General features: G+C 59.7%; 14 protein-coding genes and 1 pseudogene. 12 read left to right on the top strand and 3 right to left on the bottom strand.

What is annotated here, in order from left to right; genetic code table 11:
• The first annotated feature begins 63 nt into the window (after nucleotides 1–63).
• The 3 genes from B2D37_RS13220 to cysN all read left to right on the top strand — a co-directional run bounded on the left by B2D37_RS13220 (nucleotide 64) and on the right by cysN (nucleotide 3,785).
• Nucleotides 64–822, top strand: a complete 759-nt coding sequence (locus tag B2D37_RS13220) for a Nif3-like dinuclear metal center hexameric protein (protein WP_079203122.1) — start codon at nucleotides 64–66, stop codon at nucleotides 820–822.
• Between the two features lie 142 nt (nucleotides 823–964).
• Complete coding sequence (gene cysD / locus B2D37_RS13215) at nucleotides 965–1,882, top strand: sulfate adenylyltransferase subunit CysD (RefSeq protein WP_079203121.1); 918 nt, start codon at nucleotides 965–967, stop codon at nucleotides 1,880–1,882.
• Nucleotide 1,883: 1 nt separating this feature from the next.
• Entirely contained in the window at nucleotides 1,884–3,785 is a 1,902-nt protein-coding gene (gene cysN / locus B2D37_RS13210; RefSeq protein WP_079203120.1) for a sulfate adenylyltransferase subunit CysN, read from the top strand.
• 255 nt (nucleotides 3,786–4,040) lie between these two features.
• Here the strand turns inward: cysN and B2D37_RS13205 are convergent, their stop codons facing one another.
• The gene (locus B2D37_RS13205; protein WP_079203119.1) at nucleotides 4,041–4,484 is read right to left on the bottom strand and encodes a YhcB family protein; all 444 of its coding nucleotides are present in this window, start codon (nucleotides 4,482–4,484) and stop codon (nucleotides 4,041–4,043) included.
• A gap of 140 nt (nucleotides 4,485–4,624) precedes the next feature.
• On the opposite strand from B2D37_RS13205, the gene B2D37_RS13200 reads away from it, so the two are divergent.
• The 3 genes from B2D37_RS13200 to zapE all read left to right on the top strand — a co-directional run bounded on the left by B2D37_RS13200 (nucleotide 4,625) and on the right by zapE (nucleotide 7,888).
• Entirely contained in the window at nucleotides 4,625–5,260 is a 636-nt protein-coding gene (locus B2D37_RS13200) for an alpha/beta hydrolase (RefSeq protein ID WP_079203118.1), read from the top strand.
• A gap of 23 nt (nucleotides 5,261–5,283) precedes the next feature.
• Nucleotides 5,284–6,630 (top strand): tryptophan--tRNA ligase, encoded by a 1,347-nt coding sequence (locus B2D37_RS13195; RefSeq protein ID WP_079203117.1) that lies wholly within the window; start codon nucleotides 5,284–5,286, stop codon nucleotides 6,628–6,630.
• A gap of 163 nt (nucleotides 6,631–6,793) precedes the next feature.
• Nucleotides 6,794–7,888, top strand: coding sequence for a cell division protein ZapE (zapE, locus tag B2D37_RS13190; protein WP_079203116.1), 1,095 nt, complete (start codon nucleotides 6,794–6,796; stop codon nucleotides 7,886–7,888).
• Between the two features lie 91 nt (nucleotides 7,889–7,979).
• On the opposite strand, the gene B2D37_RS13185 is transcribed toward zapE, so the two are convergent.
• Nucleotides 7,980–8,885 carry a GlxA family transcriptional regulator gene (locus B2D37_RS13185; protein ID WP_177345286.1) on the bottom strand — a complete coding sequence of 302 codons (906 nt, stop codon included), beginning with the start codon at nucleotides 8,883–8,885 and terminating at the stop codon, nucleotides 7,980–7,982.
• Nucleotides 8,886–9,123: 238 nt separating this feature from the next.
• Here B2D37_RS13185 and B2D37_RS13180 point away from each other — a divergent pair, with 238 nt between their 5' ends.
• Nucleotides 9,124–10,260, top strand: a complete 1,137-nt coding sequence (locus tag B2D37_RS13180; RefSeq protein WP_079203114.1) for an acyl-CoA dehydrogenase family protein — start codon at nucleotides 9,124–9,126, stop codon at nucleotides 10,258–10,260.
• Nucleotides 10,261–10,317: 57 nt separating this feature from the next.
• On the opposite strand, the gene B2D37_RS13175 is transcribed toward B2D37_RS13180, so the two are convergent.
• Nucleotides 10,318–11,355 carry an NADP(H)-dependent aldo-keto reductase gene (locus tag B2D37_RS13175; RefSeq protein WP_079204979.1) on the bottom strand — a complete coding sequence of 346 codons (1,038 nt, stop codon included), beginning with the start codon at nucleotides 11,353–11,355 and terminating at the stop codon, nucleotides 10,318–10,320.
• A gap of 248 nt (nucleotides 11,356–11,603) precedes the next feature.
• On the opposite strand from B2D37_RS13175, the gene rplM reads away from it, so the two are divergent.
• From rplM to B2D37_RS13150, 5 genes and pseudogenes are all read left to right on the top strand, one after another.
• Nucleotides 11,604–12,032, top strand: coding sequence for a 50S ribosomal protein L13 (gene rplM, locus B2D37_RS13170; protein ID WP_079203113.1), 429 nt, complete (start codon nucleotides 11,604–11,606; stop codon nucleotides 12,030–12,032).
• A 14-nt stretch (nucleotides 12,033–12,046) separates the two neighbouring features.
• Nucleotides 12,047–12,439, top strand: a complete 393-nt coding sequence (rpsI, locus tag B2D37_RS13165) for a 30S ribosomal protein S9 (protein WP_079203112.1) — start codon at nucleotides 12,047–12,049, stop codon at nucleotides 12,437–12,439.
• Between the two features lie 252 nt (nucleotides 12,440–12,691).
• A complete protein-coding gene (petA, locus tag B2D37_RS13160; protein ID WP_079203111.1) occupies nucleotides 12,692–13,285 on the top strand; it encodes a ubiquinol-cytochrome c reductase iron-sulfur subunit in 594 nt (197 codons plus the stop codon).
• A pseudogene (locus tag B2D37_RS13155) lies at nucleotides 13,285–14,495 on the top strand (cytochrome bc complex cytochrome b subunit). The gene petA and the pseudogene B2D37_RS13155 overlap by 1 nt, the downstream one beginning before the upstream one ends.
• A complete protein-coding gene (locus B2D37_RS13150) occupies nucleotides 14,495–15,274 on the top strand; it encodes a cytochrome c1 (protein ID WP_079203110.1) in 780 nt (259 codons plus the stop codon). The pseudogene B2D37_RS13155 and the gene B2D37_RS13150 overlap by 1 nt, the downstream one beginning before the upstream one ends.
• The last annotated feature ends 54 nt before the right edge of the window (nucleotides 15,275–15,328 follow it).

Here is a 15,328-nt window from a genome sequence, read left to right as displayed (position 1 = left end):
CGCCATTATAGAGGGGCGATTGCCAATAAGGCAGCGGCCTGTAACAGCCGGTGAGGAATCCATATGGCTATTGCCTTGACCACCCTGGTGGAAGAAGCACAGCGCTACTTGAATGCCGCTCGGATCAGTGACTACTGCCCGAATGGTTTGCAAATCGAAGGGCGGCCCCAGGTGCGGCGTATCGTCAGCGGCGTAACCGCCAGTCAGGCCTTGGTCGATGCTGCGGTGGAGGCTGAGGCCGATGTGCTGCTGGTGCACCACGGCTATTTCTGGAAGGGCGAAAACCCGTGTATCACCGGAATGAAGCAGCGCCGCTTGAAAACCCTGCTGAGCAACGATATCAGCTTGCTGGCCTATCACCTGCCGCTTGACCTGCACCCGGAGGTCGGCAATAACGTGCAGCTGGCCGCCCAGCTCGATATTACCGTCGAGGGGCCGCTCGACCCGGATGATCCGCGCACGATTGGCTTGCTTGGCTCTTTGCGCGAGCCCATGAGTCCGCGCGATTTCGCCCGGCGGGTGCAGGAAGTGCTCGGCCGTGAGCCCTTGTTGATTGAAGGCGCGGCAGTGGTTCGCCGGATCGGTTGGTGCACCGGTGGCGGTCAGGGCTATATCGACCAGGCCATCGCGGCCGGCGTTGACCTCTACCTGACCGGCGAAGCCTCCGAGCAAACCTTTCACAGCGCGCGCGAGAACGGCATCAGCTTTATCGCCGCGGGCCACCATGCCACCGAGCGGTATGGCGTGCAGGCGCTGGGTGATTACCTGGCGCGTCGGTTTGCCATCGAACACCTGTTTATCGACTGTCCCAATCCAATCTGATGTCCGTGGATGGCCGAATCAGCGGGTATAAAGCTAGATCGTTTTGATCTAGTTAGCCTCCTGATTAGAAGCGGATGCTGTGCTAGAGTGCGCCATCGTCCACGGCCCTCCGGCCCAATCACACTGCAAATCGTGAGTAACCATGCTCGATAAACTGACCCACCTGAAACAGCTGGAGGCGGAAAGTATCCACATCATTCGTGAAGTGGCCGCCGAATTCGATAACCCGGTAATGCTCTATTCCATCGGTAAAGACTCCGCCGTGATGCTGCACCTGGCACGCAAGGCGTTCTTTCCCGGCAAGCTGCCGTTCCCGGTGATGCACATCGACACTCGCTGGAAATTTCAGGAGATGTACAGCTTCCGCGAGAAGATGGTCAGCGAGTATGGCCTGGACCTGATCACCCACACCAATCCGGATGGCGTGGCGCAGGACATGAACCCCTTCACCTACGGCAGTGCCAAGCACACCGACGTGATGAAGACCGAGGGCCTCAAGCAGGCACTGGATAAATACGGTTTCGATGCGGCCTTCGGTGGCGCGCGGCGTGACGAAGAAAAGTCCCGGGCCAAGGAACGCGTGTACTCCTTCCGTGACAGCAAGCACCGCTGGGACCCGAAAAATCAGCGCCCCGAGCTGTGGGATGTGTACAACGGCAACGTCAAAAAGGGCGAGTCGATCCGCGTGTTCCCGCTGTCCAACTGGACCGAACTGGACATCTGGCAGTACATCTACCTGGAACAGATCCCGATAGTGCCGCTGTACTTCGCCGCCGAGCGCGAAGTGATCGAGAAAGACGGTACGTTGATCATGATCGACGACGAACGCATCCTCGAGCACCTGAGCGATGAAGAGAAAGCCCGCATCACCAAGAAGATGGTGCGTTTCCGCACCCTCGGCTGCTATCCGCTGACCGGCGCGGTGGAGTCCACTGCGACTACCTTGACCGACATCATTCAGGAAATGCTCCTGGCCCGTACTTCCGAGCGCCAGGGCCGGGTCATCGACCACGATGGTGCAGGCTCCATGGAAGAGAAAAAACGTCAGGGGTACTTTTGATATGTCGCACCAATCCGATCTGATCAGCGAGGACATCCTCGCCTACCTGGCCCAGCACGAACGCAAGGATTTGCTGCGCTTTCTCACCTGCGGCAACGTCGACGACGGCAAAAGTACCCTGATCGGCCGTCTGCTCCATGATTCCAAGATGATCTACGAAGATCATATGGAAGCCATCACCCGTGACTCGAAGAAGTCCGGCACCACCGGTGAAGAAGTGGATCTGGCGCTGCTGGTCGACGGCCTGCAGGCCGAGCGCGAGCAAGGCATCACCATCGATGTGGCCTACCGCTATTTCAGTACCACCAGGCGCAAGTTCATCATTGCCGATACCCCCGGCCATGAGCAGTACACCCGTAACATGGCCACCGGCGCCTCCACCTGCGACTTGGCGATCATCTTGATCGATGCCCGTTATGGCGTGCAGACCCAGACCAAGCGGCACAGCTTCATCGCCTCGCTGCTGGGTATCAAGCACATAGTCGTGGCCATCAACAAGATGGACCTGAAGGACTTCGATCAGGGCGTATTCGAGCAGATCAAGGCCGATTACCTGAAGTTCGCCGAAGGTATCGCGCTCAAGCCGAGCTCGCTGCACTTCGTGCCGATGTCGGCGCTCAAGGGCGACAACGTAGTCAACAAGAGCGAGCGTTCGCCTTGGTATGACGGTCAGTCACTGATGGAAATCCTCGAAACCGTGGAAGTCGCCGGTGACCGCAATTTCACCGACCTGCGTTTCCCGGTGCAGTACGTCAATCGTCCCAATCTGAACTTCCGCGGCTTCGCCGGCACCCTGGCCAGCGGCATCGTGCGCAAGGGCGACGAGGTGGTGGTGTTGCCGTCCGGCAAGGGCAGCAAGGTCAAGTCCATCGTCACCTATGACGGCGAACTGGAGCATGCCGGTCCAGGCCAGGCGATTACCCTGACCCTGGAAGACGAGATCGACGTGTCGCGTGGCGACATGCTGGTGCATGCCGACAACCGCCCGCAGGTGGTCGACAGCTTCGACGCCATGCTGGTGTGGATGGCCGAAGAGCCGATGCTGCCGGGCAAGAAATACGACATCAAACGTGCCACCAGCTATGTGCCGGCCTCGATTGCCAGCATCACCCACCGGGTCGATGTGAACACCCTGGAGCATGGTCCGGCGAGCAGCTTGCACCTGAACGAGATCGGTCAGGTGCGAGTGGCCCTGGATGCGCCCATCGCCCTGGACGGCTATGCGCACAACCGCACCACCGGCTCTTTTATCATTATCGATCGATTGACCAACGGCACCGTGGGTGCCGGCATGATCATCGCCGAGCCGGTCGGTGTGCAACGTGCCGATGGTCATCACGGCAAGCTGGCTCACGTGTCGACCGAAGAGCGCGCCGCGCGCTTCGGCCAACAGCCGGCCACCGTGCTGTTCAGCGGCCTGTCCGGCGCCGGCAAGAGCACCCTGGCCTACGCCGTGGAGCGCAAGCTGTTCGACATAGGCCGCGCGGTCTATGTGCTCGATGGCCAGAACCTGCGGCATGACCTGAACAAGGGCTTGCCGCAGGATCGCACCGGACGTACTGAGAACTGGGGTCGTGCCGCCCATGTGGCGCGTCAGTTCAACGAGGCCGGCCTGCTGACCCTGGCGGCTTTCGTTGCGCCGGATGCCGAAGGCCGTGAACAGGCCAAGGCGCTGCTCGGTGCCGAGCGGTTGATTACCGTCTATGTGCAGGCTTCTCCGCAGGTCTGTGCCGAGCGTGACCCTCAGGGCTTGTACGCGGCGGCTGGCGACAATATCCCCGGTCTGTCATTCCCCTATGACGTGCCGCTGGATGCCGACCTGGTAATCGACACCCAGAGCCTGTCGCTGGAAGAGAGCGTCAGACAGGTGTTGGCGTTGTTGCGTGAGCGCGGCGCGATCTAACGGATCGTACGCCTAACAAAAAGCCCCGCTCTTGAGCGGGGCTTTTTGTTAGCTATGTGCCAATTAGCCGTTGTGAGCACTTATGGCGCCATAGTCTTTCTGTAGGGGTGGATTTCGCGGCTGAAGCGCAACGCCCCCCGGCCACTCGTGCAGGGCAACGCATGCCTATGCAGCAGGTAGCAACAGCGAGTTGCAGCTCAACCAGTACCGAGCTTTTTGTTGGGCCGGGTGAGTGTCAGCCGGCTCCGAGTGCGCTCAGCGTTTGTTCTTCAGGCCGTAGCTTTCGTCGAGCATGCCCGGTATATCGGCGCTTTTCGGCGCATAGTCCTTGGGCATTTCCTGGGACGCCGGAGGCTTCAAGCGCTCGCGTCGTTCGCTGCCGCCGTCTTCTGCGTGCAGGCTGGCGAGCAGGCGCTGGCGGGTCAGTTCGTCGAGTGCCAGGCGGTTGGCCCCTTCGGAGAGGTGTTGTTGCACGTCCTGATGGCTCTGGGTGAGCTTCTTCACCAGATTGGCAGTGGTGTTGAAGTGGGTTACCACTTCGCTTTGGTAGGTGTCGAAGCGTTCCTGGATCTCGTCCAACTGGCGTTGTGTGCGGCCGGGGGCTGCATTGGGCGCAAGGCGAGCAATCAGGAAGCCGATGGCGATGCCGGCTACCAGGGTGATGGCCGGTAGCAACCAGGCTGTGAGCGTCTGTTCCACGAGTCCTTCCTCTCTAAACGGCTTTGCTTTACGTTAACGGCTGGAACCTGCGCTGTATACCGCAATGCGATGCCGAAGTGTGTGCGGCGCAGGCTGTCAGCTAGACGAGTCGACCCTCTAAGAGGTCACGGAGTTCACCGTTGCTCACCCGCGAAACCCCTGTTTTTATCGATGGCCCCTGCGGCCAGCTGGAAGCCCTGTCTCTCGATGTGGCCGACGCGCGCGGCGTTGCGCTGATCTGCCACCCCAATCCGGCGCAGGGTGGAACCATGCTCAACAAGGTCGTCTCGACCCTGCAGCGCACTGCCCGTGATGCCGGTCTGGCTACCCTGCGTTTCAATTATCGGGGTGTCGGCGCCAGTGCCGGTAGCCATGACATGCACAGTGGCGAGGTGGATGACGCGGAGGCGGTGGCCCATTGGCTGCGCAAGCACTACCCGCAGCTGCCCCTGACCCTGCTGGGCTTTTCCTTCGGTGGCTTTGTCGCCGCCAGCCTCGGTGGGCGCCTGGAACATCAAGGCGTGGAGCTAGCGCATTTATGCATGGTGGCGCCAGCGGTCAGCCGGCTGACTGCCGAGAATCCGCTGGCGCAGCGCTGCCCGCTGACGCTGATCCAGCCTGAGGCCGATGAAGTGATCGATCCGCAGGCGGTTTATGCTTGGTCCGCCGGCTTGGGGCGTGCCCATGAGCTGCTGAAAGTGGCAGAATGCGGCCACTTTTTTCACGGCAAGCTGACCGATCTCAAGGATCTGCTGCTGCCGCGCCTTTCGAACTGATTGCAGCCTTATAAGCGATAGCCATGACCACTCGTATCCTTACCGGCATAACCACCACCGGCACCCCGCATCTCGGCAACTACGCCGGCGCCATCCGCCCGGCGATAGTCGCCAGTCGCGCAGCCGATGCGGACTCCTTCTATTTTCTCGCCGATTACCACGCACTGATCAAGTGTGATGATCCGGCGCGGATCCAGCGCTCGCGCCTGGAAATCGCGGCGACCTGGCTGGCCTGCGGTCTTGATGTGAGCCGGGCGACCTTCTACCGTCAGTCCGATATTCCGGAGATCCCCGAGCTGTGCTGGCTGCTCAGCTGTGTTGCGGGTAAAGGTCTGCTCAATCGCGCGCATGCCTACAAGGCGTCGGTGGACAAGAATGTCGAGCAGGGCGAGGACGCGGATGCCGGTGTCACCATGGGCTTGTTCAGCTACCCGGTGCTGATGGCTGCTGACATTCTGATGTTCAATGCGCACAAGGTGCCGGTCGGTCGCGACCAGATCCAGCACGTGGAAATGGCTCGCGATATCGCCCAGCGCTTCAACCACCTGTTCGGCCAGGGTAAGGAGCTGTTCACCCTGCCCGAGGCGGTGATCGAGGAAGATGTAGCGACTCTGCCGGGCCTGGACGGGCGCAAGATGAGCAAGAGCTATGACAACACCATTCCGCTGTTCGGCAATGCCAAACAGCTCAAGGATGCGATTGCGCGCATCGTGACCGACTCCAGGTTGCCCGGTGAACCCAAGGATCCGGATAGCTCCCATCTGTTCACCCTGTACCAGGCCTTCGCCGCACCGACCCAGCAGGCGGATTTTCGCGCCGAACTGATCAAGGGGCTGGCCTGGGGTGAAGCCAAGCAGCAATTGTTTCAGCTGCTCGAGGCCGAGTTGGGCGAGGCGCGTGAGCGTTATCACGCCCTGATCGAAAAGCCCGCCGAGCTGGAAGATATCCTGCTGGCCGGTGCGGCCAAGGCGCGCAAGATTGCCACGCCCTTCCTTGGCGAGTTGCGCGAGGCTGTTGGTCTGCGTTCCTTCCGCAGTCAGTCCGTCGGTGCCGAGAGCGGCAAGAAGAAGGCGAGCAAGAGCGCGCGGTTCGTCAGCTTTCGTGACGAAGACGGCAGCTTCCGCTTCCGTCTGCTGGACGCCGCTGGCGAGCAACTGCTGCTGTCCAAGCCGTTTGCCGACGGCAAGTCTGCAGGGCAGGTGAACAAACGCCTGCAGTCGGGCCAGCCGCTGGATCTACGTGAAGAGAGTGACGGCTTTACTGTGTGGTTAGACGGTGAGTGCGTGGCGCAAAGCCCGGCGTTTGCCGATGTCACCACCTGCCGGGCGGCTCTCCAGCGTTTGCGCGAGGCGCTGGCGCCGCAGGAATAAGGCCTTGTCGAGCGGGGCGGGCTTTGCCCGTTGAGGTGCGCTCCGACGCAGCTCACCATGGCTGCGCGGCTTTTCTCCGTGCTCGGCACCAGGCTAGCCGATTGCCAAGTTGCGGGGGCGTCGTTAAAGTTACGCCCCCGTTTTACTTGCCCGGCTAACGAATATGACTCCCCTTGCGCGCTACCAGGCCGATCTCGAACGGCCCGAATTTTTCCACGATGCGGCCCAGGAAACAGCGGTGCGTCACCTGCAGCGGCTGTACGACGACTTGGTCGCGGCTGAAAAGGGAACGTCCGGGGTATTCGGCAAGCTGTTCAGCAGAAAGCCGCAGGGGCCGGTCAAGGGCCTGTACTTCTGGGGCGGGGTGGGTCGCGGCAAGACCTACCTGGTCGATACATTCTTCGATTCGTTGCCGTTCGAGCGCAAGGTGCGCACGCACTTCCACCGCTTCATGAAGCGCGTGCATGAAGAAATGCGCACCCTCAAAGGCGAGAAGAATCCGCTGGTGATCATCGGCCAGCGTTTTGCCGACGAGGCGCGGGTGATCTGCTTCGACGAGTTCTTCGTCTCCGACATCACCGATGCGATGATCCTCGCCACGCTGCTCGAGGAATTGTTCAAGAACGGTGTGAGTCTGGTGGCGACCTCTAACATAGTGCCGGATGGCCTGTACAAGGATGGCTTGCAGCGTGCGCGCTTTCTGCCGGCCATCGCCTTGCTGAAAGCACACACCGAGATCGTCAACGTCGACAGCGGTATCGATTACCGTCTACGCGCGCTGGAGCAGGCCGAGCTGTTTCATTGGCCGCTGGATGCGGCGGCCGAAGCGAGCCTGGAAAAGAGCTTCAGAAGCCTGTTGCCCGAGCACTGTGTGGTGCAGGAGCACGAGGCTTTGATGATCGAGAACCGCAGCCTGACCGCGCGTAAGATCGGCGATGACGTAGGTTGGTTCGAGTTTCGCGAGCTGTGCGACGGTCCGCGCAGTCAGAACGATTACATCGAGCTGGGCAAGATATTCCACGCGGTGTTGCTGGCCAATGTCGAACAGATGGACGTGCATACGGACGATATGGCGCGGCGCTTCATCAATTTGGTGGACGAGTTCTACGATCGCAACGTCAAGCTGATCATTTCCGCCGAAGTCGAGTTGAAAGACCTCTATAAGGGCGGTCGCCTGAATTTCGAGTTCCAGCGCACCCTGAGCCGGTTGCTCGAAATGCAGTCCCATGAGTTTCTGTCGCGACCGCATAAGCCGTAAACCACAGATTTGCGCGGCAAGCGGCACGTCTTCAGGACCGGCAATGGGCTTGTCCGCGCCGCCGCGGTGCCCTGGTCCGCTTGTGGCGTACTTACACCTGAGCGTCCTTGTGCTGGAACTGTCGGCGATACAGGTTGGGTGACAGCTCTGTGTGTTGGCGGAACAGGCGGGCGAAGAAGCTGGCGTCGTCGTAGCCGACTTCGTAACTGATGGTCTTGATGCTCTTGCGCGTGGCGCTGAGCAGGCTTTTCGCCGTTTCGATGCGCAGTCGTTGCAGGTAATGCAGGGGTTTGTCGCCAGTGGCGGCCTGGAACCGGCGCATGAAGTTGCGGATACTCATGCCGTGCTCGCGGGCCACGTCCTCGAAGCGGAATTTGTCGGTGAAGTGCTCTTCCAGCCATTGCTGGATCTGCAGGATGGTCAGGTCGTGGTGCAGTTTCTGCCCGCCAAAGCCGATCCGGCCGGGGGTGTAGCTGCGCTGTACTTCGTAGAGGATGTCGCGGGCCACGCCCTGGGCCACGCTGGCGCCGCAATAACGCTCAATCAGGTAGATGTAAAGGTCGCAGGCCGAGGTCACGCCACCGGCGCAGTACAGATTGTCGGCGTCCGACAGGTGTTTCTCCTGGTTGAGCAATACCTTGGGGAAGCGCTCGGCGAACTCGCGGAAGAAGCGCCAGTAGGTGGTGGCTTCCTTGCCGTCGAGCAAGCCGGCCTGGGCCATCCAGAACACCCCTTTGGCTTCGCCGCAGATTGCGCTGCCGCCTGCGTGGCGCTCTTGTAGCCAGCGGAGTACCTGTGGGTGGTGCTGGCAGAGCGCGTCGAAATCGTCCCAGAAGGTGGGCAGGATAATCACATCGGTGGCGTCGAGGCCGCCGTCAACCGGGATCATGACGTTGCTGAAGCTGCGCACCGGCTGGCCGTCCGGGCTGACCAGGCGAATCTCGAAGGTCTCGGTCAGGCCGAGTCCTTGCTGTTTGCCGTAACGCAGACTGGCCATGTGGAAAAAGTCCTTGGCCTGCATCAGGGTCGAGGCAAATACCCCTTCGGTGGCGAGGATACTGACGCGCCGCAAGGGCGGCGACTGCTGAGTAAGCATAATTAGGGTTCTTATCAAGGCTAAGTGGTCATCGTCTGGCTGGATCGTCTTATTTTTTGGCGGTTGTGTCCAGTGCGACCAAGCGTTTGCTTGGTTAAAGTCGAGGCATCTTTCAGACGCTTCGCTATTAGGTGCCAGCATGATCCCCAGAACCCTATTCAGCTCCGACCATGAGCTCTTCCGCGACAGCGTGCGCAAGTTTCTCGAGCAGGAAGCCGTGCCCTTTCATGCGCAGTGGGAAAAGGATGGGCATATCGATCGCCAGCTGTGGAACAAGGCGGGCGAGGCGGGAATGCTCTGCTCGCATATCCCGGAAGAGTATGGCGGCATGGCTGCCGATTTTCTCTACAGTACGGTGGTGATCGAGGAGGTCGGCCGCCTGGGGCTGACCGGGATCGGTTTCTCCCTGCATTCCGACATCGTGGCGCCTTACATCCTGCATTACGGCTCAGAGGCGCTGAAGCACAAATACCTGCCCAGGCTGGTGTCCGGCGAAATGGTCACGGCCATCGCCATGACCGAGCCAGGCGCCGGCTCCGACCTGCAGGGGGTGAAAACCACGGCGGTGCTGGATGGTGACGACTATGTGATCAACGGCTCCAAGACCTTTATCACCAACGGCTACCTGGCCGATCTGGTCATCGTGGTGGCCAAGACCGATCCGAAAGCCGGGGCCAAGGGCACCAGCCTGTTTCTGGTCGAGGCGACCACGCCGGGCTTCTCCAGGGGCAAGCGCCTGGAAAAGGTCGGCATGAAGGCCCAGGATACCTCCGAGTTGTTCTTCCAGGATGTGCGTGTGCCCAGGGAAAACCTGCTGGGTCAGGCAGGTATGGGCTTCGCCTATCTGATGCAGGAACTGCCTCAGGAGCGCCTGACCGTCGGTATCGGTGCCCTGGCCTCGGCCGAGGCGGCGTTGCAGTGGACCCTGGACTACACCCGTGAGCGCAAGGCGTTCGGCAAGGCCATCGCGGATTTCCAGAACACCCGCTTCAAGCTGGCGGAAATGGCCACGGAAATTCAGATTGGTCGGGTCTTTCTCGATCGTTGTCTCGAATTACACCTGCAGGGCAAGCTGGATGTGCCGACCGCCGCGATGCTCAAGTACTGGGGCACCGACCTGCAGTGCAAGGTGCTCGACGAGTGTGTGCAGTTGCATGGCGGTTACGGCTATATGTGGGAATACCCGGTGGCGCGCGCCTGGGCCGATGCCCGGGTGCAGCGCATCTACGCTGGAACCAACGAGATCATGAAGGAAATCATTGCGCGTTCGTTGTAGATGCGGGCCTGGGCGTAGGGCGTGTGTAAGACGCCCTACGCCTGGCTCCGGCAGTGCTCAGGGGGCTGGGTTGGGTTGCGCCTGGTGAATAGCCTCTATGCTGGCCAACAGTTCATCGTCGAGAGTCAGTTCGCTGCTCATCAGGTTGGCCTCCAGCTGCTCCATCGTAGTGGCGCCGATGATATTGCTGGTCACGAACGGCTGGGCGGTGACGAAGGCCAGGGCCATTTGCGCCGGATCCAGGCCGTGTTCGCGGGCCAGGGCGACATAGCGCGAGCAGGCCGTCTCGGATTGCGAGTTGGTGTAGCGGGTAAAGCGGCTGAACAGGCTGAGCCGTGCGTTGGCCGGACGGGCGCCACCCTCGTATTTTCCGGAAAGCATGCCGAACGCCAGCGGTGAGTATGCCAGCAGGCCGCACTGTTCGCGCATGGCGACTTCCGCCAGGCCGACCTCGAAGCTGCGGTTGAGCAGGTTGTAGGGATTCTGGATCGAGGCCACGCGCGGCTTGCCGTGGCTTTCGGCCAGCTGGAGGAATTTCATGGTGCCCCAGGGCGTTTCGTTGGACAGGCCGATGTGGCGGATCTTGCCGGCTCTTACCTGTTCGTCGAGCACCGCCAGGGTTTCTTCCAGGGCGGTGAACTCGTTGTTCTGGTGGCGATAGCCGAGCTGGCCGAAGAAGTTGCTCGGGCGCTCTGGCCAGTGCAGTTGGTAGAGGTCGATCCAGTCGGTCTGCAGGCGTTTCAGGCTAGCGTCCAGTGCGGCGACCAGGTGTTTGCGGTTGAATTTCAGGTTGCCGCCACGGATGTAGTCGATACCGTTGCCGGGGCCGGCGATCTTGCTCGCTAGCACCCAGTCGGCGCGATCACCGTGTCGTTTGAAGTACTCGCCGATGATCTGCTCGGTCTTGCTGTAGGTATCGGCGCGCGGCGGCACCGGGTACATCTCGGCAGTGTCGATGAAATTGACGCCGTGGGCCTTGCTGCGCTCGATCTGGGCGAATGCCTCGTCAGCGCTGTTCTGTTCACCCCAGGTCATGCTGCCGAGGCAGAGGGTGCTGACGCGCAAATCGGTGCGGCCTAACTGGCGATAATCCATTTGCTGCTCCTTTTCGTAAAACAACCATACAAGCAGGTTGAATTTTTTTTCGCAATCGGCATAATTGCGCACCTCTTTCTGCGGTGGAAGTGATGCGCCGCCTGCCGAAGAATCTTGCCGTATTACGGACGCGCTGACCCGAGCCCCCGATAGCGCCCGTTTTCGGCTGCCTTTGACTTGTCAAAGTAAGCACTATTCAGTAAGATCCGCCGTCTTATTTATCAGGGCGGCCCCTGAGGCTATAAAGAATGAAAACTTTTACTGCTAAACCGGAAACAGTAAAGCGCGACTGGTTCGTCGTCGACGCTGCGGGTCAGACACTGGGTCGTCTGGCTACCGAAATTGCCAGCCGTCTGCGTGGCAAGCATAAGCCTGAGTACACTCCGCACGTAGATACCGGCGACTACATCGTCGTGATCAATGCAGAGCAGGTACGTGTGACTGGTGCCAAGACCACCGACAAGATGTACTACTCTCACTCCGGTTTTCCGGGCGGCATCAAGTCGATCAGCTTCGAAAAGTTGATCGCCAAGGCGCCAGAACGTGTGATCGAGACCGCGGTCAAAGGCATGCTGCCGAAGAATCCGCTGGGTCGCGACATGTACCGTAAGCTGAAAGTGTATGCGGGCGCTGCTCACCCTCACACTGCTCAGCAGCCCCAAGAACTGAAGTTTTAACGGAATAGTTCATTATGTCGGCGACTCAAAATTACGGCACTGGCCGTCGCAAGACTGCAACCGCTCGCGTGTTCATGCGTGCTGGTACTGGCAAAATCTCTATCAATAACCGTACTCTCGACGGTTTCTTCGGTCGCGAAACTGCCCGCATGGTAGTTCGTCAGCCGCTGGAATTGGTTGAAATGACCGAGAAGTTCGATATCTACGTCACCGTTCTCGGTGGCGGCGTGAGTGGTCAGGCTGGCGCAATCCGCCACGGCATCACTCGTGCGCTGATGGACTACGACGAATCGCTGCGTCCTGCTCTGCGCAAGGCTGGCTTCGTGACTCGTGATGCTCGTGAAGTTGAGCGTAAGAAGGTTGGTCTGCGTAAAGCGCGTAAGCGTCCGCAGTACTCCAAGCGTTAATTCGCTACTTGCGTTCAAAAGCGCCCGGTTTCCTTTTGGAACTGGGCGTTTTTTTTGGGCGACTGGTTCTCTGCGGCATCATGCCGCAGCCGTGCGCGCCGTGCGCTGTAAGGGATTGAGCTGTTTTCTGTAAGGTAATTGCCTTGTCAGATTAGGGGCTTTTCTTTACCATTTGGCGGATTTTTTGCGCGACTCGATTTTTACCTAGTAGAGGCCTGACAACAGGCCACAACGCTGATGGGAGACGACTGAATGAGCAATGACGGCGTGAATGCAGGCCGGCGTCGCTTCTTGGTGGCGGCCACCTCTGTGGTGGGTGCTGCTGGAGCGGTGGGTGCCGCGGTCCCGTTCGTGGGGTCATGGTTCCCGAGCGCTAAGGCTAAAGCTGCCGGTGCACCTGTGAAGGTGAATGTTGGCAAGATCGAGCCTGGCCAGCAAATGGTTGCCGAGTGGCGGGGGCAACCGGTTTTTATCGTGCGCCGTACCGAGGAAATTCTCAGCAATCTGATCAAGCTTGAGCCGCGACTGGCCGATATCGAATCTCAGGCGTCTGATCAGCCGAGCTATGTCGATCCGAAAACCCGTTCAATCAAGCCGGAGCTGCTGCTGCTGGTCGGGTTGTGCACTCACTTGGGCTGTGCTCCGTCCTTCCGTCCGGAAGTGGCGCCTGCCGATCTCGGCGCCGAGTGGGTCGGGGGATATTTTTGCCCTTGCCACGGTTCTCGCTACGACCTCGCTGGCCGGGTCTACAAAGCGCAGCCTGCGCCCTTGAACCTGCCGGTGCCACCGCACATGTACGAGTCGGATGATGTGATCATCATCGGTGTGGACCAGGAGCAAGCATGATGAGTAAGTTCATGGAATGGGTGGATGCGCGCTTCCCGGCCACCAAGATGTTTGAAGACCATCTGAGCAAGTATTACGCACCGAAGAACTTCAACTTCTTCTACTTCTTCGGCTCCCTGGCACTGCTGGTGCTGGTCAATCAGATCGTCACCGGCGTCTGGCTGACCATGAGCTACACGCCGTCGGCTGAAGAGGCGTTTGCTTCGGTCGAATACATCATGCGTGACGTCGAGTACGGCTGGATTCTGCGCTACCTGCACTCCACCGGTGCTTCGGCATTCTTCGTGGTGGTCTATCTGCACATGTTCCGCGGTCTGCTCTATGGCTCCTACCAGAAGCCACGCGAGCTGGTGTGGATCTTCGGTATGCTGATCTACCTGATGCTGATGGCTGAAGCATTCATGGGCTATCTGCTGCCATGGGGGCAGATGTCCTACTGGGGGCGCAGGTGATCATCTCGCTGTTCGGTGCCATTCCGGTCATTGGTGCGGATCTGACGCAGTGGATTCGCGGTGACTATCTGATCTCCGGGATCACCCTGAACCGCTTCTTCGCCCTGCACGTGGTTGCGCTGCCAATCGTGATCCTCGGTCTGGTTGTCCTGCACATCCTGGCGTTGCACGAAGTCGGTTCGAACAACCCCGACGGCGTCGAAATCAAGAAGAAGAAAGACGCGAACGGCATACCGCTCGATGGCATTCCTTTCCATCCCTACTACACCGTGAAAGACATCGTCGGCGTGGTGGTGTTCCTGTTCATCTTCTGCTTCATCGTGTTCTTCTTCCCGGAAATGGGCGGCTACTTCCTCGAGAAGCCCAACTTCGAAGAGGCCAACGCGCTGAAGACGCCAGCGCATATTGCTCCCGTCTGGTACTTCACCCCGTTCTACGCGATCTTGCGTGCTATCCCCGACAAGCTGATGGGGGTCATCGCCATGGGTGGCGCCATTGCCGTGCTGTTCGTGCTGCCGTGGCTGGATCGTAGTCCGGTCAAGTCGATGCGTTACAAGGGCTGGCTGAGCAAGATCTGGCTGCTGGTGTTCTGCGTGTCCTTCGTGATTCTGGGCGTGCTGGGCGTACTTGCGCCGACCCCGGGCCGCACCCTGCTGGCGCAGGTGTGTACCTTCCTGTACTTCGCGTACTTCATCCTGATGCCGTTCTATACCAGGATGGAGAAGACCAAACCGGTTCCGGAAAGGGTGACTGGCTGATGAAAAAGCTATTTGCTGCGTTTGTTATTGCTGCGCTGCCAGTCTTCGCTTTCGCTAGTGAAGCCGGCGTGCATTTGGATGAAGTCGAAATTGACCTGACCGACAAGGCCGGCATGCAGGATGGTGCGCGTACCTTCGCCAACTACTGCATGGGTTGTCATGGCGCCAAGTTCCAGCGCTATGAGCGTGTGGCCGATGACCTGGGTATCCCGCATGAGTTGATGCTGGACAACCTGATCTTCAGTGGCGCCAAGATTGGCGAGCACATGAAGATTGGCATGCAGGTCGAGGATGCCAAGGTCTGGTTCGGGGCAGCGCCTCCGGATCTGACTCTGGTCGCTCGTGTGCGTGGCACCGACTGGCTGTATACCTACCTGCGTACGTTCTACGATGATCCGAGCCGTCCGCTGGGCGCCAATAACAAGGTGTTCCCGAACGTCGGTATGCCGAACGTGCTGGCCTCCCTGCAAGGGCGTCAGTACATAGGTTGCAAGCAGGTTCAGGTCGTCGAGGATGGCAAGAAGCAGTTCGATCCGTTGTCGGGCACGCCAATAACGCATGAGGCCTGCGATCAGTTGGTCATCGAGCCGAAAAGCGGTGCCCTGAGCGAAGAAGAGTTCGACACCAAGATCAAGAATCTGGTGACCTTCCTGGCTTACTCGGCTAATCCGGTGAAGCTGAAAAGTCAGCGTGTCGGCGCTTACGTGCTGCTGTATCTGGCCTTCTTCTTCGTCTTCGCCTACCTGCTCAAGCGTGAGTACTGGAAGGACGTGCATTAATCGTTTGTTGCTGCAATGTTGTCCTGCGCGCCCCTTTGGGCGCGCAGTCTTTTC

Origin of the sequence: Pseudomonas sp. CC6-YY-74, from assembly GCF_002025205.1 — a bacterium.
GTDB classification, from domain to species: Bacteria; Pseudomonadota; Gammaproteobacteria; order Pseudomonadales; family Pseudomonadaceae; genus Aquipseudomonas; species Aquipseudomonas paeninsulae.
Note: the sequence above shows the minus strand (reverse complement) of the source record. Positions and strands in the feature narration are given on the sequence as shown.